Genomic DNA, 24,161 nt, shown 5'->3' with positions numbered 1-24,161 from the left:
GACGCGAGAAACATGTTACTCCAAATAGCAGAACCAGGCCAAAGTGCATCTCCCCATGAGCACAAATTAGCAGTTGGCATTGACTTAGGAACCACGAACTCGCTGGTAGCAACGGTACAAAGTGGCCAGAGCAAAGTGCTGCCAGATTTAATGGGTAAAACAATTTTACCTTCAGCAGTGCATTACGGCGAAAACGACATTACCGTTGGTGAAAAAGCCAAGAAAGATGCGCCACTCGATGCTGCAAATACATTAATTTCAGTAAAGCGTTTTCTTGGTAAATCATTCCAAGAAATCAGCGAAATTGCTGATAACCTACCGTATAAATTTAGCAATGAAAACGACGTTTTAGCAATTCAAACACGTCAAGGTCATATCAATCCTATTCAAGCATCAAGTGAAATCTTAAAAGCGTTAAAAGCGCGTGCAATGGATAGTTTTGGTGGTGAAGAAATTACCGGTGCGGTAATTACTGTACCTGCGTATTTTGATGATGCACAGCGCCAAGGCACCAAAGATGCGGCAGAGCTAGCAGGCTTAAAAGTATTACGTTTACTTAACGAACCAACCGCAGCCGCAGTTGCATATGGTTTAGACTCAGGCAAAGAAGGTGTTATTGCAGTTTATGACTTAGGTGGTGGTACCTTTGATGTGTCAATTCTTCGCTTAAATAAAGGCGTTTTTGAAGTACTGGCAACAGGCGGTGACTCAGCCCTTGGCGGCGATGACTTTGACGCACTGCTAGTAAATTACTTTAAAGAACAAACCGGCATTCATACACCTAATGCAGACACGCTTCGCTTATTTATGGAAAAAGCCCGTGCATGTAAAGAAGCGCTTACTAGTTACAATCTTGTAAACGTTGGTTTAGACTTGGGTGATAAGCAGTTTACTATCGAAGTAACCAAAGATTTCTTCAACCAATTAGCAGAAAGCTTAGTTAAGAAAACACTACGTGCTTCACGTCGCGCACTAAAAGATGCAGGTGTTGAAAAAGAAGACGTACTTGAAGTTGTTATGGTTGGCGGCTCTACCCGTATGCCAATCGTGCGTGAGCAAGTGGGTGAATTTTTTGGTCAAGAGCCATTAACCTCAATCGATCCTGACCAAGTTGTTGCCCTTGGTGCTGCAATTCAAGCGGATATCTTAGTGGGTAATAAACCTGATTCAGATATGTTACTACTAGATGTATTACCGCTGTCACTTGGTTTAGAAACCATGGGTGGTTTGGTTGAGAAAATTATTCCGCGTAACACCACTATTCCTGTGGCTCGTGCACAAGAATTTACTACCTTTAAAGATGGCCAAACGGCAATGTCTTTACACGTGTTACAAGGTGAGCGTGAACTGGTAGATGATTGTCGTTCGCTTGCTAAATTTAGCCTAAAAGGTATTCCGCCAATGGCTGCGGGTGCAGCGCATATCCGTGTTACCTTTAAAGTGGATGCTGATGGCTTGTTAAGTGTTAGCGCTATGGAAAAATCAACAGGCGTGCAATCAGAAATTCAGGTTAAACCATCGTTTGGTTTATCAGATGACCAAGTTGCAGACATGATTAAATCGTCTATGGTCAATGCTAAAGACGATATGCAAGCGCGCATGCTAAAAGAGCAGCAAGTTGAAGCACTGCGTGTTATTGAAGCACTTAATGCATCGATCGCACAAAGCGGCCATTTACTGTCAAGCGACGAGAAAAGTGAATTAGAAAGCGAAATCAGCAAACTGACTGTTCTTCGCGAAACGGCGACAACGCCAGACCAATTAAAATCAGCCATCGAAGCAATTGATAAAGCAAGCAGTGAGTTTGCATCACGCCGTATGGACGATTCAATTAAACAGGCTTTAACTGGCCAGTCGGTAGATGAGGTTTAATATGCCACAAATTATTTTCTTACCACACGAAGAGCTTTGTCCTGAAGGTGCTGCAATTGAAGCGCCGAGCGGTGAAACGGTGCTTGATGTTGCACTTAAAAATGGCATTTCAATTCCACATGCATGTGAAAAGTCATGTGCATGTACAACATGTCATATTATTGTGCGTGAAGGGTTTGACTCACTAGAAGAAAGTGATGAGCTTGAAGATGATATGCTTGATAAAGCGTGGGGCTTAGAGCCTGAGTCGCGCCTTGGCTGTCAGGCTATTATTGCTGATGAAGATTTAGTGGTTGAAATTCCAAAGTACAATTTAAATATTGTAAATGAAGAACATTAATCCAAATCAAATATGTTTTTAAAAGCGCTCCTAGAGCGCTTTTTTATTGTCTGAAAGTTGACTAATATCTTAAATCTGAATACTTAATTGAATGCAGGAAAGCATATGAAACCACACGGTATCAGTATTGGCTTAAGTCGAGTTAACTCTACTATTTTTATCCATATTCGCGCTTTTGGTACGCTACATCACGATGATTATGAGTATATGATACCAACCATTGAATCCGCGCTCAGTGAAGTAAAAGAACCACACCTAAATGTGCTGATAGATATCACAGAGCTTGATGGCTGGACAGTGAATGCTGCATGGGATGATTTTAAGTTTGGTATGAAACATCGCCGAGAATTTGAAAAAATAGCAGTGATTTGCTCCCAACGTTGGCAAAAAGGGGTAATGCAAGTTTCTAACTGGTTTATGCCAGGAGAAATAAAGTCATTTGATAATCATCACGATGCACTTGTATGGCTTGAAAGTCAGTAACCAACCTAATTATTGCGTAAAATTAGTTAATGCATTTGCTCAGAAAGCCTTGTAGAATTTATCGTTTGTTTAGTTTAATAATTCTGCAAAGTTTATGGTGCACGGAAGTTGCGTTAATAGCACATCAAGCGCAAAAATTAATCCAAGCGATGTTAGTTTAGTTATTTTAGCTGGTGGTTTAGGCCGACGTTTTGGCGGCAATAAACAACTTGCTGAAGTGCCAGGTATTGGCAAAACCTTGCTTGAATTAAGCATTCAAGATGCATTTGATGCTGGCATTCGTCATTTAGTGTTAGTTGTGAATGCAGCAATCAAAGAGACAGTTGAAGCACACATTTTACCCCGATTGAACCCAAACTTAAGTGTAGATTTGGCTATTCAGTCTATTTCAGATGTACCGCCTCATTACCAACAAAAAAGCAGTGTTCGTGAAAAACCTTGGGGCACAGGACATGCGCTATTGGCGGCTAAATCATTTGTAAAACCACACTTTGTGGTTATTACTGCGGATGATTATTATGGCAAGTCGGCTTTTTCAACCTTGCTTAATGATTGGCAAAATAACGGGTGTTGGCGTTTGTTAGGCTATCCACTTGTGAGTACGCTAACCAGCCAAGGCGGGGTTAATCGCGGTATTTGTGAGCTAAATGGCACATTACTAAATAAAATCACCGAAGTATTAAATATTGATGCAGATCTTAACGGTGAAACACCTTCTGGTGATAAAGTGTCACTCTCACCAGAGGTATATGCATCAATGACCATTTGGGCGCTTAGTTATAAAATATTCACTCAGTTAGAAGATGGCTTTATCGACTTTTTGAAAGAGCATGACAGCGCTATCAATGGTGAGTTTTTTTTACCGGACCAAATTCAGTATTTAATTGCCGAGCATGGGCAAATTATTGAGTTATTACCTGCCAAGGATTTGTGGCTGGGTGTAACCTATAGCGATGATTTGCATCATGTTGCTGCGCAATTAAGTGAGTAAGTAAAAGCAGTTGCAAGAGATTACAATGACGTATCAAGAGCAAGCGTTAGTTCTGTCAGACCAATTTGGCCTTGGGCAGGACGATATTTCAATAAAACCGATTGGCAGTGGCCATATCAATACAACATTACTGCTAAGTTCGCCGAAAAAGCATCTAGTAGTGCAAAAGCTAAATACCCAGGTATTTCCCGATTCTGAAGCGCTAGTATCGAATGCGCGCAAAATTGAGAAACACCTGACCAAGAAAGCAGCAAAAAATGCTTATGATCTTGATGTTATAAAACATGTAGCAACGCAAGATGATAGTCATTTAATTCGCCTTAATGGTGAAACTTGGCGTGCGCTTGAGTTTATTGGCGGCAGCTACAGTGAAGATGTGGTTGAATCAAGCGAAAAAGCGAAAATTGCGGCTGGCGCATTTGGCCAATTTGCAAAAGCACTTGATGATTTTGAAGCAGATAGTTTAAAAACCGTTATTCCCGATTTCCATAATCTAGAAATGCGCGTAAACGCATTAAATAAAGCGGTTGAGGCCGATAAAGTTGCTCGTGTAGATGAGTGCGAAGCTGAAATTACATTTTGTCAGCAACAAAGCCAATTGCTTGAAGAAATTGGTGAAATTGTACCTGACTTACCAGTACGTGCTTGTCATAACGACACCAAAATCAACAACATGCTATTTTGTAAAAAGTCTGATCAAGCAAAAGCAGTTATTGATTTAGATACCTGTATGCCGGGTTACTGGATGTTTGACTTTGGTGATATGGTACGCACTTTTTGCTCACCAGAAGCGGAAGATTCAACTAACCTAGATAAAGTAAAAGTGCGCGAAAATATCTTTGCTTCAATTGTTGAAGGCTATGTCGAGCCGCTCAAAAATGTCTTGTCAGATAAAGAAAAGCAAAGCTTTTGGTTAGGCGCCAAAGTGATGACATTTATGATTGGCGTGCGTTTTTTAACTGATTATCTTGATGGTGATAACTATTTTACGATTCACCGTGATAATCATAATCTTGACCGTGCACGCAACCAATTTGCGCTGTACAAAGATTTACTTAAAAAAGAACACACCTTAAAAGAAATTTTGTTCAGATAAATAAAACGCAGCTTTAGGCTGCGTTTTTGTTTTTCAACATTATAGATTTATTAATCGCATTGCTTTGCCCTGAAATAAGCAATGGGGTATTAATTGTAAATAACAAAAAGAAAGTACGTTCAAAGGATATACACATGAAAAATATGGATCGTCGCGGCTTTTTAAAAGCGGCAACTGTCACCGCAGCTGCGGGTTTTACCGCTGCTTGCGCAACGTCAAATAATCAATTTACACCAGCAAAACAGCAGGGCAAAAGTGTAATTGGCTTAATTGCACCAAAAATGGATGTGGTACGTGTTGGTTTTATTGGTGTGGGTCAACGCGGTTATGGCCATGTTAAACGCATGAGCCATATTGAAGGCGCTGAAATTGTGGCAATTTGTGATAACCACCAAGAAGTGCTTGAGCGCTCAGCGAAATTTCTAACTGATAATGGCCATAAACAGCCGGCACTTTACGGTACAGGCGAATATGCCTACCGTGAAATGCTGAACCGTCAAGATATTGATATTGTAATTATTTCTACGCCATGGAAATGGCATGCGCCAATGGCAATTGAATCGATGGAAAGTGGTAAGCATGCATTTGTTGAAGTACCGCTAGCCACCACAGTAGAAGAAATGTGGGACATTGTTAATACAGCCGAGCGTACGCAAAAGAACTGTATGATGATGGAAAATGTGAACTACGGCCGCGATGAGTTAATGGTACTCAACATGGTGCGCCAAGGTTTGTTTGGTGAGTTACTACACGGCGAAGCGGCTTATATTCATGAGCTGCGCTGGCAAATGAAAGAACTTGAAACTAAAACGGGTTCGTGGCGCACAGGTTGGCATGCAAAACGTAATGGTAATTTATACCCAACTCACGGTTTAGGCCCGGTATCGCAATATATGAATATTAACCGTGGCGATCGTTTTGATTATCTAACCTCAATGAGTTCACCGGCACTTGGGCGTGCACTTTACGCGCAAAAAGAGTTCCCTGCAGGTCATCAACGCAACCAACTCAATTATATCAACGGTGATATGAGTACCACGTTGATAAAAACAGTGAAAGGCCGCACCATTATGGTTCAGCACGATACTACAACGCCACGCCCGTATTCTCGCCATAATCTTATTCAAGGCACTAACGGTGTTTTTGCAGGCTTCCCAAATCGCATTGCGTTAGAAGAGGGCGGCAGTGGTAATTTCCACGAATGGGATTACGATATGCAATCATGGTATAACAAATACGACCATCCATTGTGGGTTAAAATGGGTAAAGAAGCCGAGCGCAACGGCGGTCATGGCGGCATGGACTTCTTAATGTTCTGGCGCATGATTTATTGCCTGCGTAATGGCGAGCCACTCGATCAAGATGTTTACGATGGCGCAGCATGGTCGGTAATTAGCCCACTCAGTGCTGAGTCATTGAATAATCGTGCGAAGTCAGTAGATATTCCTGACTTTACTCGTGGTGCATGGCAAAGTGCTGAGCCGCTAGGAATTGTAACGGTTTAATGACTTTTTAGCTTTTGAAAGTTCTCAAAAACATAAACGGTAGTTTGGGGTTATATTCTAGCTACTGTGCATTGGTAAATTATGTTTGTCGCGCTGGCGACAGCAGCCAAAAGGGGGCTAACGCCGGCCCCCCTTTGGATTCCCCCGACGTCCCAAAATCAAACTAATCTTCAAACAAAATTAAATGTGAACATAAACGCCATGAAGCAACGCGCTAAACATCCTTGTACGCTTTCCAGCTCGAAGTCCTTTTCTCGCGTTCATAGCTAGCCGAACTTCGTTCGTCTCAAGACGCTATTCACCCATGCCTACATGGCTTGCTCGACCGCTTCGCTTCCTGTCTCGCATTATTCATTTTAATTATGTTTTCAGGTTTGATTAATGGGTGAGGGAGTGAATCTATATATCTGCTTCTAAAGGCTGTTCAGTACCAAACGTAGCCGTTTGCAACACTCAACAGCCTATTGCTAATTGTTAATTACATTTATTCAGATAAATGTCATAGTTCTCAAATTCATCATGTTTGAAATATTCAGAGTCTTCCATTTCTTCGTAGTATTCAGTATCAAATGAAAACATATCCTTTCCGATAGAATTACCGCAAACAGATATCTTATAACTCCCAGGCTCAAGGGGGAGAACAAAATCATTTTCTTCATCATTTGCTGGTGCTGATACGATAAGCTTGCCTGATTCAAGTTCTATGTTAGTCGAAAATACTCGTTCATAGCTTATGCTTGGCTCTTGGTTTATAAATACTCGAATTCTATGATCATTTAGATCTGATACTGTTTTCACGTAAATGGCTTTCTCTGTCGAAATATAGCCAAAATCTTTTGCTATAGCACTAACCCAATTTAATCGTTCATCAGAGTAATGATCATAATCAGAATCATATATATAGAATTGGTAATGATCAGCGAATATTCGATACACTTTCATTGTTATCTAAACACTTAATAATTAAATAGTGCAAAAATTATACTTTTTACCTAAACGCCACGCACTGTTATGACTCTCATATAAGTACCAAACTTGATACTTGATTGCTAGTTATTAAAATCATTAAGCTATTGCATGTAACCTAAGAGTAAAACGTGCAACTTCCTCATTTTCCTAAATATGGAGAAAACTTTTAATTCAGTGGCTAAAAAGTGAAGTTCGCAAAACATATTAAATGTGAACCTTTCGCTCATTGCTGACCTTGAAGACTGTTGCTAAAAATTATTTTCGCTTTTATCAAACCCGAAAATCATCTTTGAATTGATAATGCGAGACATGGAGCTTAGCTAGTCGAGTAAGCCATGCTTAGGCATGGATGCCGCTTCATGGCGTTTATTTAAAAATTCAAAGTTGCTTTGAGGATAAAGTTTGATAGAGCGGTCGCCTTTCTATTACGAAATACATCCTTGTATTTCGCCCTTCGGGCCAGCTTCGCTGTTCAAATTTATTCCCGATAAATTTGTGGTTACTTTTTCTTTGGCGAAGCACTAATTTGTCAGGAACAAATTAGAACGCCGTAGGCGGTCTTTAGATGAAAAGACGGACCTTGTAATAAAGAAAAGTAACATAGAGCCCATGGATGGGCTTTATGGAATACATGGAGGTGAGGGGAATAGTTACTTAAACACCACTGTTTTATTACCATTAATAAATATCCGTTGCTCAGCTGCCCACTGTAGAGCACGGCAGAATACGTTTTTCTCTACATCGCGGCCAAGTGCGGCTAGCTTTTCGGCATTTTGTGCGTGGTTTACATGGCAAATATCTTGTTCGATGATCGGGCCTTCATCGAGTTCATCTGTCACAAAATGGGCGGTGGCGCCAATCATTTTTACGCCGCGCTGGAATGCTTGGTGATAGGGTTTTGCGCCAATAAACGCAGGTAAAAACGAGTGGTGAATATTGATGATTTTACCGCTAAACTCGGCCACAAACTCAGGGCTTAAAATACGCATATACTTGGCAAGGCCAATTAAGTCAGGGTTAAATTCATTAATTTTTTCAGCCACCTTTGCATCGTGTTGTTCGCGTGTAAGGCCTTCATGGCTAATGCAATAAAAAGGTATATCAAAGCCTTTTACAAGAGGCTCTAGGTCTGGGTAGTTAGCAATTACCGCTTGAATTTCTACATTCATGGCGCTTTCAAAGCATTTAAGTAATACACCACCTAAACAGTGTGCCTCTTTGGTGGCGAGCAATACCACTTTGGCCTTTTCCTCGCCTTTTAAACTGATGTTTGAACCATCAGGTAAAATAGCGGCTAATTGCTCAACCAAATTTCTATTTGCGAAATCCCCTTGCAGAGCGGTGCGCATAAAAAATCGATGGTTTTCACGGTCTACAAACTCGTCGTTGCGAATAATATTAAGCTTATGTTCAAAACAGAGATTAGTTATTTTAGCGATAAGGCCTGGTTCATCAGGGCATTCTGCCAGCAGTACTTTTTTCATGGTTCCTCGTTCCAGACAGCAAAAGTAATGGGTGTATATTTATATATTTTTATTATGTAATCAATAAAAAATACTAATAAAAGGTTTGGGGGTATTTTCAGTAAATTTTGTTTTATAAGTTTTCGTTTTTTTGCGTTAAAAGTAGCTAACCATTTCTGACAATTGCTTACATATTTTCGGTACAAAGCACACTACACTAGCCTTAGTTTAATTTTGCAAAGGAAGCACAAAATGGCAGTTTCTAAAATAGCGCGCACGTTAGTCGCTTTATCTCTTATTTCATCAACGGCGGTATTTGCAAATACCGCAGAACAAACAGAACTAAAAAGGCACACTTTTGGTGGCAAGATTGCATCAGGTAATGTTGACCTGAAAAACGCGAAAGATGAGGATTACACTAACTTTTACTCTTACTACAACTATAAATTCAATCAAACACTATCATTTGAAGTGGGATTTAATTTTGGTATTGATGAAAGTGATTGGGAATGTGAAGATTTTGATGATGGTTTTACTTGTCGTGACCGCAATGACTCAATGTTTAATATTGGTGCAGATGAACTAGAAGTAACAAATTTTGTGCTTGCTGGTAAAGCTGCTATGCCGCTTTCAAAGCGAAACAGTCTATACGCGAAAGTTGGTGCTAATTTTTATGATTATGAAATTTCGCGCGACGACAGGCTATTGCTGGATGACTCAGGCACAGGTGTGTATTTAGAGGCAGGTTGGCAATACGTTTGGGATTTTGGTTTAGGAATGGATGTTGGTGTTCAGTATTTTGATATGGGTGATCTTGACTCGACATCACTTGCTATTGGCGTTAACTACCAGTTTTAATTTTAATGCTTAGAATTTAGGTTTCAGAAGTAACCGTCTGAAACCTAAATGCTTCAATTACCGGCTGGTGTGTTTTATTAGCGCTTTTAACTTTGCGGGTTTAACCGGCTTACTCAAATAGTGAATGTCTTTTTCTTTGGTACTGCGTTTTAGCTCATCATCGCGTACTGCCGTAATGAGTACCGCAGGAATTTTGCTTTGCCAGTGCGTTCTTAACTGTTCAATAAGCGAGACGCCATCTAAATCATGACTTAGTTGGTAATCCATCAAAATTAAGTCAGGAGCCTCGTTTTCATTAGCAAACGCCAGTACATTTTCAACAGCATTAAAGGCGCTGTATTCACAGCCCCATTTACGCATTAAGGCTCCCATAGCGTCTAGATTTTCTTGCTCGTCATCAACAACTAATACATTAAGGGTTTGTTTGTTATCAAGAATAACTTTATTGGTAGTTTTTTCTTGCACTAACTTAATATCACCGTAAGGCACTTCAATGGCAAAACAGCTACCTTTATTGGGCGTTGATTTTAGCTCAAGCTTTAATGACATCATGTCCGCCATACGTTTAACTACGCCTAGGCCAAGACCAAGGCCTTTATTGTCGTTGCTTTGAATGCGGTAGAAATCATTAAATACTTTGGCTTGTTCAACTTCACTGATGCCAGGGCCGGTATCCCATACTTCAATTCGTAACTCATGTTTACGTTTGCGACAGGCAACCAACACTTTACCTGTTTCGGTGTATTTCACTGCATTTGATACCAAGTTCTGAATAATACGGCGTAAATAGGTGGTATCTGCATGCACGATTGCGTCATTGCTGCGCACTTTAAAGTTAAGGCCTTTTTCCTTGCTTAAAATAATGTACTCGTTACTTAGAGGGCCTAAAATATCGTTAATTGGAAAGTGGCGCGGGGTAGGGGTCATTGCGCCTTGTTCTAATTTGGCAATTTCTAATAAACCAGACATTAAGTGCACGGTTGAATCTAAACTGTCACCCAGTTTTTCCATGGTGCTGAGGTTGGTATCTGAAAGTTCGGTTTGGTCAACCGCCGCTAAATATAATCTAGCCGCATTAAGAGGTTGCAAAATGTCGTGCGAAGCAAGCGCTAAAAAGCGTGTTTTACTGTCATTCGCTTTTTCTGCTTCAAGCTTTGCTTGATTAAGCTGCGCTTCGGTTTCAATTCGCTTTTCAATCTGAGCTTCTAAATCTTCATTGATCGAGCGAATCTCTAATGTGCGCGCTTCAATGCGATTTTCAAGGTCAATGTTAACTTCTTCTAGGGCATTTTGCGTTTCGATGTGCGTAGTAATATCGGAAAAGCAAGTTACAAAGCCGCCATCGGGCAGTGGGTTACCAATCATCTCGATTACTTGGCCGTTGCGTCTGCGGCGAATAAAGTGATGCGACGTGCCGTTGCGTAAATGCTGCACGCGTTTATCTACTTGCGCTGCTATTTCACCAGGGCCACATTCGCCTTTACTAACATTATGGCGGATCACTTCTTCAATCGGCTGGCCTACTTCTAAAAAGCCTTCGGGGTATTCAAATAGCTCGGTGTAGCGTCTATTCCAGGCAACTAGTTTTAAGTTTCTATCAACAACGGAAATGCCATGGCTGAGGTTTTCGAGCGAGGTAAATAATAGGTTTTGATTAAACTGAATAGCTTGCGTGGTTTCATCAAAGAAGTTTACAACTTCTTCAAAAGCCATTTGTTTGCCTGAAATAACGGCACCAATTAAAACCCTAGCAGACGATGCACCAAGTACACCTGTTAGCGCCCGCTCACAAAAATCGACAAAATCACTGGTAGGTGTATCGTTGTCATCGGCAAAGTCATGTTTCATGGTATAGCGCACAATTAGTTGCTTGGAACGCTGAATACCTAAAAACGTTTGCAGTAGCACTTTTAAGTCGTACACCGTGGCATTAATTTGTTTGCTGTGATGCTTGTCGAGCTTTAACTGCTCTTTAGGGTTTACAAATGCAGCAGCTTGAATGCGGTCTACTAAACGCTCGTCAGCACCTAGTGAAAAAACAATATAGCAAATGATATTAGCTATCAGTGCAACAAAAGTACCTTGGGTAATTACACTTTGTTGCATTGCCGTTTTCGAAATAACACCCCCTTCAAAAAGCGGTAGCATTAAAAAGAGTATCCAACAGGCAAAGCCTGCTAATAAACCAGCATAAACACCATTTGCATGGCCCTTGCGCCAATAAAGCCCGCCAACCACGGCCGGTATTAGTTGAGTCACTAGTGAAAATGCCACAAGCCCCATACTGGCAAGGGCTGCTTGGTTACCAAACAATTGCTGGTAGAGATAAGAGAGCCCTAAAATGACTGCAATGGTAAAGCGGCGGGTTAATAAAATACGGCGCTTGTAGCTGGTGGTTATTAAATTGCGCTTAAATTTACGACGTAGCATCAGTGGCAGCACCACGTCATTTGAGATCATGGTGCTAAGGGTAAGAGTTGCCACTACAATCATTGCGGTGGCAGCAGACAACCCGCCAATAAATACAAAAGTAGATAAAAAGTTACTTTGCTGCGCAAGTGGCAATGCTAATACAAAGCTGTCGGCGGCTGCGTTACCACCAATTTGTGGGTGCATCGCTGCTGTTGCTATGGGAATAATAATGCCAGCGGTGAGTAATAAATATAATGGAAACGCCCAGCGCGCGGTTTTTAAATGATTAATATCTTGGTTATCAACAACGGTTACATGAAACTGGCGCGGTAAACAGATCACAGCTGCAGCAGCCATTAATGATTGTGCGACAAAATTGAAACTGAAAAAGTCTTCTTTTTGCCACTGACCAAAAGCCATTTGCGTTACAAAGTAATCCCACATACCATCTTGGTAGTTAGTGAAAACATAGTATGAAAGCCCTGCAACTGCTGCAAGTGCAATCAATTTAACAATTGATTCAAAGGCCACAGCTAACATTAAACCTGAGCGGTATTCGGTAACATCCACTTTGCGCGTACCAAAGTAAATGGCAAAAATTGCCATAATCAGGGTGCCCATTAAGGCCATCATGCTGCCTGATATTTCGCTATTGCTTTGTAAGAGCACAAAGCTGGTACTGAGCGCTTTAAGTTGTAATGCAATATAAGGAATAGTGGCAAGTAACGCGATAAAAGTAACTAAGATGGCAGTAAGTTGCCTTTTGCCATAACGTGCTGAAATAAAATCGGCAATGGTTGTGATATTTTGCTTTTTACTTACCAAAATCATTTTACGTAAAAAGCTGTGGCCAAATAGAAATAGCAGTGATGGGCCAAGTAAAATGGGCAGATAGCTCCACCCTGAGTTAGCTGCGGTTCCTACCGCACCGTAAAATGTCCATGAAGTACAATAAATACCTAGCGCAAATGAGTATACAAACGGGTGGTGACTAATCTTTTTTGCCAAAGGAGTGGTTTTATCCCCCCAGTTGGCGAGCCAAAAAAGCACACCAATATAGGCTAAGGCAACAAAAATCAGCGCGATTGTCATAGTAACTCTTATTATTCTTATCTGAAGTTAAGCTAATTTATCATTTTTTGATGAAACTGTGCACACCATTCAAATTAACTGCAAACGCTTGAATTTGCTCAATCAATGCAAAACTTACCAAACATATTCGACTAATGTCGTACGTGCTGGTAAAAGTCACCCGTTACGTTTACGTAAACGTAATGTTTGTGCCCTTGAAAGCCTTAATTTTACTCGCTTTAGCTTATTTTATGTTCATAAATGTTTTTGCTTACCCAGTTAAGTTAATAAAATGTTACGACTAAGGTCGCACTTTAATCTTGCGTTTGCGTTGCTAGAGTCAATGATGACGATTAATTAACGTGCAATTTTGCATGACTAGGGGATATAAAAATGGCTTTTAAAGATAATGACCAAGCCAAAGCATATTGGGCGGAAAATCTTTCGCTGGTGCTTAAGCTTTTAGCTGTATGGTTTGTCGTTGCGTATGGTTGCGGCATTTTATTTGTCGATGCGCTTAACGAAATCCGTTTCTTTGGTTTTAAATTAGGTTTCTGGTTCTCTCAGCAGGGCGCCATTTATACCTTTGTTGCCCTGATTTTTGTTTACGTACGTAAGATGACTGCGTTAGACAAAAAGTACGGCGTTGACGAGTAAGGAGAATAATAATGGACGTTCAAACGCTAACTTTTATCATCGTAGGTGCAAGCTTTGCAATGTACATTGCCATTGCAATTTGGGCACGTGCGGGATCAACTAAAGAATTCTATGTTGCTGGCGGTGGTGTACCACCTGTAGCAAATGGTATGGCAACTGCGGCTGACTGGATGAGTGCTGCATCGTTTATTTCTATGGCGGGTATTATCTCGTTCGTAGGTTACGACGGTGGTGTATATCTTATGGGTTGGACCGGTGGTTATGTACTACTTGCCCTTTGTTTAGCACCTTACCTTCGTAAGTTTGGTAAATTTACTGTGCCAGATTTCATTGGTGACCGTTATTACTCGCAAACAGCGCGTACGGTAGCGGTTATCTGTGCAATCTTTATCTGCTTTACTTACATTGCTGGCCAAATGCGTGGTGTAGGTGTTGTATTCTCTCGCTTCTTAGAAGTTGATATCGAAACTGGTGTTTACATTGGTATGGTAATCGTATTCTTCTATGCAGTATTAGGTGGTATGAAAGGTATCACTTATACGCAAGTTGCTCAGTACTGTGTACTAGTTTTTGCATACCTAGTGCCTGCAATTTTTATCTCATTGATGATGACAGGTCACGTACTACCACAAACAGGTTTTGGTGCAACATTAACTGATGGTTCAGGAATGTATGTACTTGATAAGCTTGATGGACTCAGTGCCGAACTCGGGTTTGCCCAATACACCGAAGGGTCTAAATCGATGATCGATGTATTCGCAATTACTGCTGCCCTAATGGTAGGTACTGCGGGTCTTCCTCACGTAATCGTTCGCTTCTTCACTGTGCCTAAAGTAAAAGACACGCGTATTTCAGCGGCTTGGACATTAGTGTTTATCGCAATTGTTTACACTACAGCACCTGCTGTTGCATCGTTCGCTCGTGTAAACCTAATTGATACCATTAACGGTAAAGACGGTAGCGGTACAGAATACGCAGAAGCTCCAGCTTGGGTTAAAAACTGGGAGCGTACAGGTCTAATCACATTCAACGATAAGAATGAAGATGGCAAGATGTACTATGCGGCAGGCAAAATGGAAGATCCTAACAGTGCAAACGAAGTTAAGATTGACCGTGACATCATGGTACTTGCAAACCCTGAGATTGCTGACTTACCAGCATGGGTTATCGCATTAGTTGCTGCTGGTGGTATTGCAGCGGCATTATCTACAACAGCTGGTTTACTACTGGTTATTTCAACCTCGGTATCGCACGACTTACTGAAGCGTACCTTGAAACCAAATATCAGTGATAAGCAAGAACTGATTGCAGCGCGTCTTGCAGCAATGATAGCGATTACCATCTCTGCTTACTTCGGTATAAATCCGCCGGGGTATGTAGCAGCGATTGTGGCATTTGCCTTTGGTCTAGCTGCATCGAGCTTCTTCCCTACGCTGCTAATGGGTATTTTCTCTAAGCGTATGAATAAAGAAGGTGCGATTGCAGGTATGATTTCAGGTATTGTGTTCACCGCTGGTTACATCATTTACTTCAAGTTTGTAAACCCAGGTGCGAACGTTCCTGCTAACTGGTTATTTGGTATCTCGCCAGAAGGTATTGGTACAATCGGTATGCTAGTAAACTTTGGTGTTGCTTTCTTAGTATGTAAAGTAACTTCTGAAGCGCCTGAAGAAATTCAGCAAATGGTTGAAGATATTCGTAATCCGAAAGGTTCAAGTGCAGCACATGCTCACTAATCAACCAGCTATTTGAGTTAAATCAAATATAACGCTCAATGCCCGACTATAGTCGGGCTTTTTTTTGCTTAATGCTCTGCTAGAGTCAGAAAACAGCCTAGGTTCTTTTAACCTTTTTCACAGTGATAGGTTGGATACAGTTAAGGAGAGTGATCATGGCATTAGAGCTCAATGAAGTGGGACGTTTTATTAAAGCTCAAGCACCGTTTAATGATCTAGATAGCAGTGCAACAGAGTACTTTATAAAAAGTCTAGAGGCGGTTTATTTAACGCCAGAAAACCAAAACCAGTGGTTAAATTCGAGTGCACCATGTTTATTTCTAATTCGTTCAGGACTGTATGATATTTTAGACAGTAGCGGCGAAGTTGTAGCGCGCTTAAGTGAAGGTGATTACTTTGGCTACCCTTCGTTACTTACCGGTGAGCCAATCAGCAATCGTCTAGAAGTGCAAAACGAAGGTATTGTTTATTTGCTTAGCCAAATGCACTGGGATTACTTGCGCGAACACTATAAAGCATTTGCGCAATACTTTGTACGAGCCCATGCCAACCGATTACTCAGTGTAAATTATAAAAAACGCAGTGACGATTGGTCGAGCAAACGCATTTGTGAAATTATGAAGCAAGGTGCGGTAACCGCCGATCCAGACACTAAAATTTGTGATGCCGCTAAAACCATGAGCCAGTTTGGTGTGTCGTCATTGATGATCACCGAAAATAGCAAGCTGGTGGGAGTTATTACTGACCGTGATCTTCGCAATCGAGTACTTGCTGAAGGGCGAAGCCCAAATGATATTGTCGCAACGATTATGACAACAAGCCCTAAGCATGTATTTGAGCATAACCGAGTGTTTTCTGCGTTTCACTTAATGTTAAAGCAAAATATTCACCACTTACCTGTGCTTGATGAGCAATATCAGCCAATAGGGATGATCACCGCAACCGATTTATTACGCCAACAAAAATCCGACCCAGTGCAGTTAATTGGCCGTATTTATAAAGCTGAAAGTGTTGCTGATATTAAACGCTACGCACTAGAAGTTCCTGAGTTATTACGTGGCTTTTCAGACAGAGTAGAAGATACCAGCTTAATTGGTAAATTACTCAGTGGTATAACCGATGCGATGACCACAAGGCTTATTCAATTATTTCAAGTGCAAAATGGTAAAGCACCCACACCATTTAGTTGGATTTGTTTTGGCTCACAAGCGCGAGAAGAGCAAACTCTACACTCAGATCAAGACAATGGTTTACTACTGCCAGATAACCTTACACAGCCGCAATTGGATTACTTTAAAGCAATGGGGGAATTTGTTTGTGACAACCTAATTGCCTGCGGTATTAAAGAATGCCCCGGTGGCATTATGGCAAGCCGCGATAATTGCCGAATGGGACTGTCGGGTTGGCTAAATCAGTTTAGTTCATGGATTAAAAGCCCATCACCTCAGGCCATTTTAAATTGTAAAATCTTTTTTGATATTCGCTTTGTTGAAGGTTCAGAAGGCCTTTTCGATTCTTTTAGTAAAGGCATTTTAACAACCACTAAAAATCAAATATTTTTTGCATCGATGGCGACGGATATCAACGCCAACTCTGTTCCTATCGGCTTATTTAACCAGTTTAAGCTTGAGAAAAATCAGCAAAAGCACAGCTATCTTGATTTAAAAAAACGTGGTGTTGCGATTATTAATGACATTGTTCGCTTATATGCCTTACATCACAATATTACTGCTGCTAATACCCTAGAGCGCCTAGGTGCACTTTCTAAAAAGCCGGATGTAAATAAATCAGATATTTATGATTTGAAAGACTGTTGGCGCTACCTTACTCAGCTGCGTTTAAACGTACAGTTGCAACAAAAAGGCTTACCAGCCAACTGTATTGACCCAGAAGATTTAACTTCGCTTGAAAGACACCAACTTAAGGAAGCTTTTTACTTAATTAAACAGGCGCAACAAGCGGCTGCCTTTAAGTTTGCAAGAGGAAGTTTATGATGGGGTTATTTGAATCATTAAAGCGTTTTTTTGTGTTACCAGATAAAGACGCAGATGTGTTAAAAGCCAATTGCTTTAAAACCGATTATTTGGTGATTGATTTAGAGCTAACTGGCCTAAATGCAAAACAAGATGAAATCGTTTCTATCGCTTGGGTGCCAATCAGTCATCAGCGAATTCAAATTGGAAATTGCCAGCACTTTATAAATAATCAGGTAAGTAATCTCAATCAAAGCCCTGTTTTTCATGGTATTGATAGCGATAGTTTAGCGCAGGGAGTGCCATTAAATGAGGCACTTAAAGCGTTAAATGAACTACTTGATGACAAAATATTAATTTTTCATAACCAAGAATTGGATTGGTCATTTTTGCGCTTGGCATTTAACAAAGCGGGCTTTTTACATAAGCCGCTTGCCATACTCGATACCATGCAAATTGAACATAAACGCTTAGCAAGACAAGGCCAAGTGATTGCACAAGATAGCCTAACCTTAGCAAATTGCCGTGAACGTTATCGTTTGCCTGAATACAGCTGTCACAACGCGTTAACTGACGCAATGGCAACGGCAGAGTTGTTTTTAGCACAAGCCAATCAAATTAGTCGTGGTAAACCGCTGTTAGTAAAGCACTTGATGTAATTTATTAAAAATAGGCTTTGTAGCAATCTTAGCTATTTTGATGAAATGTAAATTGCCGTTTTCCATTGGCTTTAGATTGGTAGAGGGCGATATCGGCATAATGAATTAGATCGGTAGGAGCGAGGCTATTTAGCACAGTAGATGAAATTCCTATACTTACACCCACTGTGACTGTTTGATTTTCAGAAGAAATTCTATCGCAAACAGCATCAATAATACGTTGTGAAATAGTACAAACCTCGTCGTATGTCATATTTTCGTCGAAAATAATAATAAATTCATCACCACCAACGCGGGCGGCAAAATCATAAGGGCGAATCATTTTTTGTAATCGCTCTGAAACTTCAACTAATACGGCATCGCCAGCAGGATGACCAAGGTTATCGTTCACTTGCTTAAACCCGTCTAAATCTAGGTACATTAAAAAAATGTTTTGCGGATTTCGTAGGTGCTTTGCAGATAATTCATCAATTTTTTTGAAAAGGTATTTGCGATTAGCGAGCTTAGTTAAACTATCGTGTAAAGATTCGTGTTCGAGTTCACTTTGCAACTCTTTACGATATGCCACTTCCTTTTTGAGCTCGTTTACACTTTGTTCAAGTTGCTCTGTGCGCTTTTTTACTTTTGCTTCTAATTCGAGCTGGTAACTTTGTAGTTTGTTGTTTGCTTTCATCAAAGCTTGCTGCATTCGAAATGCATCCAGCGCTGAGGAAATAACATGGCTAATAGTAAAAAGCACATCAACGATAGTGCTGTCATACTCATTTTCATTGCGATAAGACTGAATGATAAATGCACCTAAAAACACATCATGATGGGTTAGCGGAAAGCACAACCACTGCTTTGGCAAACTGCCAAGCATATTCACTGTGCCTGAGTCGATAAGGTTTTGAATATCACTTTCTTGATAGTTACATACTTTATGCCCTGATAAGGCATAGGCGGTAAGGGTATGGCTTAAAGCCTCTTTATCGATTCCTTGTAAAGAGTCTACATTTATATTGTCTTTTACATCGTGAAAGTAAGGGAAGGTAAGACGCTCGTTTTCGTCTTGTAATACAACATAAAAATTATCTGCATAAGTGACTTTTTGTAAAATGCAGTGAATATCCAGCAAAAAATTTTCAATTGAAGCACAACTGTTTAGGCAGGCAACGATGTCTGTCATGCGTTCAATAACATGTTTTTGGTCAATATCTGTCGGTGTTAACACGGGTTACATAACCCACTTCAAAAAGTCAGCATTACCTAAACTATAGAAGTTATCTGGCAAAATACAAAAATCATTTGGACATCTAAACATCTAGAGCTTGATATTTCTGGCTATCCGTTCATAATTAGCCAATCTACCACAGTAATAAGGATAAAATGATGCCAATCACAGTGCGCGATCAGTTGCCCGCCATTAACACTTTAAGGCAAGAAAATGTGTTTGTAATGCCCGAAAGCCGAGCTAAAACACAAGAGATCCGTCCAATGCGATTAGCTATTTTAAACTTAATGCCTAATAAGGTTGAAACTGAGGTGCAGTTCATCCGTTTACTGGCTAACTCTCCGTTGCAGGTAAATGTTGAGTTATTGCGCTTAGATACCCATCGCAGTAAAAATACCTCTGAGCAACACTTAGATATGTTCTATAAGTATTTTTCAGAAGTTAAAAACGAAAACTACGACGCCATGATTGTGACAGGCGCACCGTTGGCTCACCTTGAATATAGCGATGTTGGTTACTGGCAAGAATTACAAGAAATCTTCGATTGGGCGGAACATCATGTTACTTCTACCTTATTTTCTTGTTGGGCAGCACACGCTAGTTTGTATCACCATTATGGTTTAAAGCGCACTTTAAAAGCGAAAAAGCTGTGTGGTGTATTTAAACATTTGCGTTATTTTGAACACGCAGCGCTAACGCGTGGTTTTGATGATGAATTTTTAGTGCCGCATTCGCGCTATGGCCATATTAATGAGGCCGATATTGCAAACCATAGCCAATTAGAGGTTATTGCAGGTTCGCCTGAAGTTGGCGCATTTTTAATTAAGAATAAATCGGGCTCTCAGGTATTTTTAACAGGGCACCCTGAATATGATGCTGACACTCTGCAAAAAGAATATTTGCGTGATTTAGAAGGTGATGAAAATGCACCTAAGCCGGAAAATTATTTTCCCAACGATGATGCCAGTGCAAAACCAAGTAAAACTTGGCAGAGCCACGCCTTTTTATTATTTTCAAATTGGTTAAACTACTACGTTTATCAAACCACGCCATATGATATTAACTTAGTCAGTCAAGACGTAAGGACTAACAACTATGCCGAATAAATCACAGCAGCTAAGCGCTGCATTAAAAACGCGTATTCATATTCTTGATGGTGCAATGGGAACCATGATCCAGAAATACAAGCTGGAAGAAGAAGATTATCGCGGTGAACGCTTTGCAAATTGGCATGTGTTGGTCAAAGGCAACAATGACTTACTAAGCTTAACTCAGCCACAGATCATTGAACAAATTCACCGTGAATACTTAGCCGCTGGCGCTGATATTATTGAAACCAACACCTTCAACGCGACCACCATTTCAATGGAAGACTATGAAATGGCAAGCTTAAGCCGTGAAATCAATCTTGAATCGGCAAAATTGGCGCGCAAAGTGTGTGATGAATTTGAAGCACAAGACCCAACTAAGCCGCGCTATGTAGCGGGGGTGCTTGGTCCAACGTCAAAAACCTGTTCTATTTCGCCAGATGTAAACGACCCTGGATTTAGAAACATTACGTTTGATGCCCTTGTAGAAGCCTACATTGAATCAACACTGGCACTGATTGAAGGTGGTGCAGATTTAATTTTGATTGAGACTATTTTTGATACGCTCAATTCAAAAGCAGCTGCCTTTGCGGTAGAAGAAGCATTTGAGCGCGCAGGCGTGACTTTACCTGTAATGATTTCAGGTACCATTACTGATGCATCGGGCCGAACTTTATCAGGCCAAACAACCGAGGCTTTTTACAATTCTATTCGTCATATTAAGCCAATTTCAATTGGCCTTAATTGTGCGCTTGGGCCAGATTTATTGCGCCAATATGTAGAAGAGTTATCGCGTGTGTGTGAAACCTTTGTATCAGTTCACCCTAACGCAGGCTTACCGAACGAATTTGGTGAATACGATTTAGAAGCTGACGAAATGGCAAAAGAAATCGTCGATTGGGCAGAGTCGGGCTTTATTAATATTGTTGGTGGTTGTTGTGGCACAACGCCTGAGCACATTAATGCTATGTATCAAGGCACCAAAAATGTAGCGCCACGCCAATTACCAGAACTTGAAGTGCGTATGCGCTTAGCTGGCCTTGAAGCCTGTAATTTAAACTAGGAGCAAACATGACACGCAGTACAGCAGTATTTACCAATGTTGGTGAACGTACCAATGTTACGGGCTCAGCCCGATTTAAGCGTTTAATCCTAGAAGAAGATTACGAAACCGCACTCGAAGTTGCCCGTGAGCAAGTAGAGAACGGCGCGCAAATTATCGATATCAACATGGATGAAGCCATGTTGGACTCAAAAGCGGCAATGGTACGCTTTTTAAACCTAATTGCGTCAGAGCCAGACATTTCACGTGTGCCGATTATGGTCGACTCGTCAAAGTGGGATGTAATTGAAGCAGGCTTAAAATGTATTCAAGGTAAGGCAATCGTTAACTCAATTTCACTTAAAGAAGGTGAAGAGCCGTTTATCAGGCAAGCTAAAATCATTAAGCGTTTTGGTGCAGCTGCTGTTGTGATGGCGTTTGATGAAACAGGGCAAGCCGAAACGGCCGACCGTAAATTTGAAATTTGTCAGCGTTCGTACCGTATTTTAGTAGAACAGCTTGGTTTTCCGCCGGAAGACATTATTTTCGACCCGAATATTTTTGCGGTAGCTACGGGTATCGAAGAGCACGACAACTACGCGGTTGAATTTATTGAAGGTACGCGCCGCATCAAGCAAAACTTACCGCACTGTAAAGTGTCGGGCGGTGTTTCTAACGTGTCTTTCTCGTTCCGTGGTAATGACCCTGTACGCGAAGCCATTCACTCGGTATTTTTATATCACGCCATAAAAGCGGGTATGGACATGGGTATCGTAAATGCGGGTCAGCTCGCGGTTTATGATGATATTCCCAAAGAGCTACGTGATGCTGTTGAGGATGTAGTACTTAACCGTGATTCAGAAGCTGGTGAGCGTTTAGTAGAACTTGCGCCTAAATACTCAGGCAAGGGTGTTGAAGCGAAAAAAGAAGATTTAGAATGGCGCAGTTGGCCTGTTGCAAAACGTTTAGAGCATGCTCTTGTTAAAGGGATTACCGAGTTTATTGATGAAGATACCGAAGAAGCTCGCCAACAAGCAGACAAACCAATTCAAGTAATTGAAGGTCCATTAATGGACGGTATGAACGTAGTAGGTGACCTGTTTGGTGAAGGTAAAATGTTCTTACCTCAGGTAGTTAAATCGGCGCGTGTAATGAAGCGTGCGGTTGCCTATCTTGATCCGTTTATTGAAGCCGAAAAAGAAGAGGGCGCAACCAACGGTAAAATCCTAATGGCTACCGTTAAAGGTGATGTACACGACATTGGTAAAAACATTGTGGGTGTAGTACTGCAATGTAATAACTACGAAGTGATTGACCTTGGGGTAATGGTACCTGCAGAAACTATTTTACGTACCGCGATTGAAGAAAAAGTCGATATTATTGGTCTTTCTGGCCTGATTACGCCATCGCTTGATGAAATGGTCCATGTGGCAAAAGAAATGACGCGCCAAGGGTTTGATATTCCGTTATTAATCGGCGGTGCAACAACATCAAAAGCGCATACAGCGGTTAAAATTGAACCGGAATATGACAAAGGCGTGGTGTATGTAAATAACGCATCGCGCGCGGTTGGTGTGGCGTCAAGCTTGTTAAGCAAAACGCAAAAGCCGGAGTTTTTAGCAAAAACGACTGCAGAGTATGAAAAAGTGCGTGAGCAGCAAGCGCGTAAACGCCCACGCTCAAAACCAGTTACCTTGGCAGCTGCACGTGCTAATAGCGCACCAATTGATTTTGTAAATTACACACCACCGGTGCCAAAACAGCTGGGTGTAACCGAGTTTAAAGATGTTTCGATTGAGACACTGCGTGAGTATATCGACTGGACACCTTTCTTTATGACCTGGTCGCTCGCAGGTAAATACCCGCGCATTTTAGAAGATGAAATTGTTGGCGAAGAGGCAAAGCAACTGTTCAAAGATGCTAACGAGATGCTCGATGATTTAGCGTCATCAAACAAGCTACAACCATTAGGCGTAATGGGTATCTTCCCAGCAAACCGTGTTGAAGATGATATTGAAATCTACACCGATGAGTCGCGTAGCGACGTGTTTGTGACAAGTTGTCAGTTACGTCAGCAAACCGAGAAAAAGGACTTCCCGAATTACTGTTTAGCTGATTATATCGCGCCAAAAGGTACACCAGATTACTTTGGTGCATTTGCGGTAACTGGCGGGTTAGAAGAAGACGATTTAGCGGATATATTCGAGCAGCAGCAAGATGACTATAACAAGATAATGGTAAAAGCTGTTGCCGACCGCTTAGCTGAAGCGTTCGCTGAATACCTGCATGAACGCGTGCGTAAAGAAATTTGGGGTTTTGCTGTGGATGAAAACTTATCGAACGATGAGCTTATTCGCGAAAACTACCAAGGTATACGTCCTGCTCCTGGTTACCCTGCGTGCCCAGAGCATACTGAAAAGCAAAAAATATGGCAGTTACTCGATGTTGAAAATCGCATCGGTATGAAGCTGACAAGCTCTTATGCTATGTGGCCAGGTGCTGCAGTTTCTGGTTGGTATTTTTCTCACCCAGATTCGAAATATTTCGCCGTTGCTCAAATACAGCAAGATCAGCTTGAAGATTATGCTAAACGTCAAGGCATGAGCCTTGAAGAAGCAGAGCGTTGGCTTGGGCCAAATCTTTAATCTCAAAAAAAGGGAGATACCTTCTCCCTTTTCTATTTACAATCACATTTTTAGCTAGCTGTTTAGCTTATAAAAACATGGTTTTAGC

Annotated in this window: 18 protein-coding genes; 14 read left to right on the top strand and 4 right to left on the bottom strand. The window is 41.1% G+C overall.

The annotated features are described in order from the left end of the window. The first annotated feature begins 12 nt into the window (after positions 1 to 12). From hscA to AAEU29_RS16305, 6 genes are all read left to right on the top strand, one after another. Entirely contained in the window at positions 13 to 1,872 is a 1,860-nt protein-coding gene (hscA, locus tag AAEU29_RS16330) for a Fe-S protein assembly chaperone HscA (RefSeq protein ID WP_421974301.1), read from the top strand. 1 nt (position 1,873) lies between these two features. Next, positions 1,874 to 2,212, top strand: a complete 339-nt coding sequence (gene fdx / locus AAEU29_RS16325) for an ISC system 2Fe-2S type ferredoxin (protein WP_421974300.1) — start codon at positions 1,874 to 1,876, stop codon at positions 2,210 to 2,212. Positions 2,213 to 2,317: 105 nt separating this feature from the next. Then, on the top strand, positions 2,318 to 2,695 hold the full coding sequence (locus AAEU29_RS16320; protein ID WP_421974299.1) for a SpoIIAA family protein: 378 nt from the start codon (positions 2,318 to 2,320) through the stop codon (positions 2,693 to 2,695). A gap of 94 nt (positions 2,696 to 2,789) precedes the next feature. Continuing rightward, the gene (locus AAEU29_RS16315; RefSeq protein ID WP_421974298.1) at positions 2,790 to 3,686 is read left to right on the top strand and encodes an NTP transferase domain-containing protein; all 897 of its coding nucleotides are present in this window, start codon (positions 2,790 to 2,792) and stop codon (positions 3,684 to 3,686) included. Between the two features lie 25 nt (positions 3,687 to 3,711). Continuing rightward, complete coding sequence (locus AAEU29_RS16310; protein ID WP_421974297.1) at positions 3,712 to 4,782, top strand: phosphotransferase enzyme family protein; 1,071 nt, start codon at positions 3,712 to 3,714, stop codon at positions 4,780 to 4,782. A gap of 134 nt (positions 4,783 to 4,916) precedes the next feature. After that, positions 4,917 to 6,287 carry a Gfo/Idh/MocA family protein gene (locus tag AAEU29_RS16305; protein WP_421974296.1) on the top strand — a complete coding sequence of 457 codons (1,371 nt, stop codon included), beginning with the start codon at positions 4,917 to 4,919 and terminating at the stop codon, positions 6,285 to 6,287. Positions 6,288 to 6,761: 474 nt separating this feature from the next. Here the strand turns inward: AAEU29_RS16305 and AAEU29_RS16300 are convergent, their stop codons facing one another. Together AAEU29_RS16300 and purU are read right to left on the bottom strand one after the other, a co-directional pair. Next, positions 6,762 to 7,229, bottom strand: coding sequence for a hypothetical protein (locus AAEU29_RS16300; RefSeq protein WP_421974295.1), 468 nt, complete (start codon positions 7,227 to 7,229; stop codon positions 6,762 to 6,764). 677 nt (positions 7,230 to 7,906) lie between these two features. After that, positions 7,907 to 8,740, bottom strand: a complete 834-nt coding sequence (gene purU, locus AAEU29_RS16295) for a formyltetrahydrofolate deformylase (RefSeq protein WP_421974294.1) — start codon at positions 8,738 to 8,740, stop codon at positions 7,907 to 7,909. A gap of 231 nt (positions 8,741 to 8,971) precedes the next feature. On the opposite strand from purU, the gene AAEU29_RS16290 reads away from it, so the two are divergent. Beyond that, on the top strand, positions 8,972 to 9,577 hold the full coding sequence (locus AAEU29_RS16290) for an outer membrane beta-barrel protein (RefSeq protein ID WP_421974293.1): 606 nt from the start codon (positions 8,972 to 8,974) through the stop codon (positions 9,575 to 9,577). Between the two features lie 57 nt (positions 9,578 to 9,634). On the opposite strand, the gene AAEU29_RS16285 is transcribed toward AAEU29_RS16290, so the two are convergent. Continuing rightward, complete coding sequence (locus tag AAEU29_RS16285; RefSeq protein WP_421974292.1) at positions 9,635 to 13,081, bottom strand: PAS domain-containing hybrid sensor histidine kinase/response regulator; 3,447 nt, start codon at positions 13,079 to 13,081, stop codon at positions 9,635 to 9,637. Positions 13,082 to 13,453: 372 nt separating this feature from the next. Between AAEU29_RS16285 and AAEU29_RS16280 the strand changes: the two genes are divergently transcribed. The 4 genes from AAEU29_RS16280 to AAEU29_RS16265 all read left to right on the top strand — a co-directional run bounded on the left by AAEU29_RS16280 (position 13,454) and on the right by AAEU29_RS16265 (position 18,085). Then, on the top strand, positions 13,454 to 13,717 hold the full coding sequence (locus tag AAEU29_RS16280; RefSeq protein WP_372771263.1) for a DUF4212 domain-containing protein: 264 nt from the start codon (positions 13,454 to 13,456) through the stop codon (positions 13,715 to 13,717). Between the two features lie 11 nt (positions 13,718 to 13,728). Further along, positions 13,729 to 15,453, top strand: coding sequence for a sodium:solute symporter family protein (locus AAEU29_RS16275; RefSeq protein WP_421974291.1), 1,725 nt, complete (start codon positions 13,729 to 13,731; stop codon positions 15,451 to 15,453). 155 nt (positions 15,454 to 15,608) lie between these two features. Next, positions 15,609 to 17,447, top strand: a complete 1,839-nt coding sequence (locus tag AAEU29_RS16270) for a DUF294 nucleotidyltransferase-like domain-containing protein (protein WP_421974290.1) — start codon at positions 15,609 to 15,611, stop codon at positions 17,445 to 17,447. Continuing rightward, positions 17,447 to 18,085, top strand: a complete 639-nt coding sequence (locus tag AAEU29_RS16265) for an exonuclease domain-containing protein (RefSeq protein WP_421974377.1) — start codon at positions 17,447 to 17,449, stop codon at positions 18,083 to 18,085. Before AAEU29_RS16270 ends, AAEU29_RS16265 begins: the two co-directional genes overlap by 1 nt. 28 nt (positions 18,086 to 18,113) lie before the next feature. On the opposite strand, the gene AAEU29_RS16260 is transcribed toward AAEU29_RS16265, so the two are convergent. Beyond that, positions 18,114 to 19,298, bottom strand: a complete 1,185-nt coding sequence (locus AAEU29_RS16260) for a sensor domain-containing diguanylate cyclase (protein ID WP_421974289.1) — start codon at positions 19,296 to 19,298, stop codon at positions 18,114 to 18,116. 158 nt (positions 19,299 to 19,456) lie between these two features. On the opposite strand from AAEU29_RS16260, the gene AAEU29_RS16255 reads away from it, so the two are divergent. Genes AAEU29_RS16255 through metH form a run of 3 tightly spaced genes read left to right on the top strand, consistent with a single transcriptional unit; the run spans position 19,457 to position 24,073 of the window. Continuing rightward, positions 19,457 to 20,404 carry a homoserine O-succinyltransferase gene (locus tag AAEU29_RS16255; protein WP_421974288.1) on the top strand — a complete coding sequence of 316 codons (948 nt, stop codon included), beginning with the start codon at positions 19,457 to 19,459 and terminating at the stop codon, positions 20,402 to 20,404. Then, positions 20,394 to 21,449 (top strand): homocysteine S-methyltransferase family protein, encoded by a 1,056-nt coding sequence (locus tag AAEU29_RS16250; RefSeq protein WP_421974287.1) that lies wholly within the window; start codon positions 20,394 to 20,396, stop codon positions 21,447 to 21,449. The genes AAEU29_RS16255 and AAEU29_RS16250 overlap by 11 nt, the downstream gene beginning before the upstream one ends. 8 nt (positions 21,450 to 21,457) lie before the next feature. After that, entirely contained in the window at positions 21,458 to 24,073 is a 2,616-nt protein-coding gene (gene metH, locus AAEU29_RS16245) for a methionine synthase (RefSeq protein ID WP_421974286.1), read from the top strand. The last annotated feature ends 88 nt before the right edge of the window (positions 24,074 to 24,161 follow it).

Source organism: Pseudoalteromonas aquimarina (assembly GCF_049257255.1).
In the GTDB taxonomy this organism is placed as follows: domain Bacteria; phylum Pseudomonadota; class Gammaproteobacteria; order Enterobacterales; family Alteromonadaceae; genus Pseudoalteromonas.
This window is presented reverse-complemented; position numbering and strand designations above follow the sequence as displayed.

What these genes read in the sequence shown, in the direction of transcription:
- AAEU29_RS16305 (WP_421974296.1), top strand. Translation starts at nt 4,917, where the DNA reads ATGAAAAATATGGATCGTCGCGGCTTTTTAAAAGCGGCAACTGTCACC.
- AAEU29_RS16285 (WP_421974292.1), bottom strand. Translation starts at nt 13,081, where the DNA reads ATGACAATCGCGCTGATTTTTGTTGCCTTAGCCTATATTGGTGTGCTT.
- metH (WP_421974286.1), top strand. Translation starts at nt 21,458, where the DNA reads ATGACACGCAGTACAGCAGTATTTACCAATGTTGGTGAACGTACCAAT.
- AAEU29_RS16300 (WP_421974295.1), bottom strand. Translation starts at nt 7,229, where the DNA reads ATGAAAGTGTATCGAATATTCGCTGATCATTACCAATTCTATATATAT.
- AAEU29_RS16270 (WP_421974290.1), top strand. Translation starts at nt 15,609, where the DNA reads ATGGCATTAGAGCTCAATGAAGTGGGACGTTTTATTAAAGCTCAAGCA.
- AAEU29_RS16280 (WP_372771263.1), top strand. Translation starts at nt 13,454, where the DNA reads ATGGCTTTTAAAGATAATGACCAAGCCAAAGCATATTGGGCGGAAAAT.
- AAEU29_RS16290 (WP_421974293.1), top strand. Translation starts at nt 8,972, where the DNA reads ATGGCAGTTTCTAAAATAGCGCGCACGTTAGTCGCTTTATCTCTTATT.
- purU (WP_421974294.1), bottom strand. Translation starts at nt 8,740, where the DNA reads ATGAAAAAAGTACTGCTGGCAGAATGCCCTGATGAACCAGGCCTTATC.
- AAEU29_RS16320 (WP_421974299.1), top strand. Translation starts at nt 2,318, where the DNA reads ATGAAACCACACGGTATCAGTATTGGCTTAAGTCGAGTTAACTCTACT.
- AAEU29_RS16250 (WP_421974287.1), top strand. Translation starts at nt 20,394, where the DNA reads ATGCCGAATAAATCACAGCAGCTAAGCGCTGCATTAAAAACGCGTATT.
- hscA (WP_421974301.1), top strand. Translation starts at nt 13, where the DNA reads ATGTTACTCCAAATAGCAGAACCAGGCCAAAGTGCATCTCCCCATGAG.
- fdx (WP_421974300.1), top strand. Translation starts at nt 1,874, where the DNA reads ATGCCACAAATTATTTTCTTACCACACGAAGAGCTTTGTCCTGAAGGT.
- AAEU29_RS16265 (WP_421974377.1), top strand. Translation starts at nt 17,447, where the DNA reads ATGGGGTTATTTGAATCATTAAAGCGTTTTTTTGTGTTACCAGATAAA.
- AAEU29_RS16255 (WP_421974288.1), top strand. Translation starts at nt 19,457, where the DNA reads ATGCCAATCACAGTGCGCGATCAGTTGCCCGCCATTAACACTTTAAGG.
- AAEU29_RS16310 (WP_421974297.1), top strand. Translation starts at nt 3,712, where the DNA reads ATGACGTATCAAGAGCAAGCGTTAGTTCTGTCAGACCAATTTGGCCTT.
- AAEU29_RS16315 (WP_421974298.1), top strand. Translation starts at nt 2,790, where the DNA reads ATGGTGCACGGAAGTTGCGTTAATAGCACATCAAGCGCAAAAATTAAT.
- AAEU29_RS16275 (WP_421974291.1), top strand. Translation starts at nt 13,729, where the DNA reads ATGGACGTTCAAACGCTAACTTTTATCATCGTAGGTGCAAGCTTTGCA.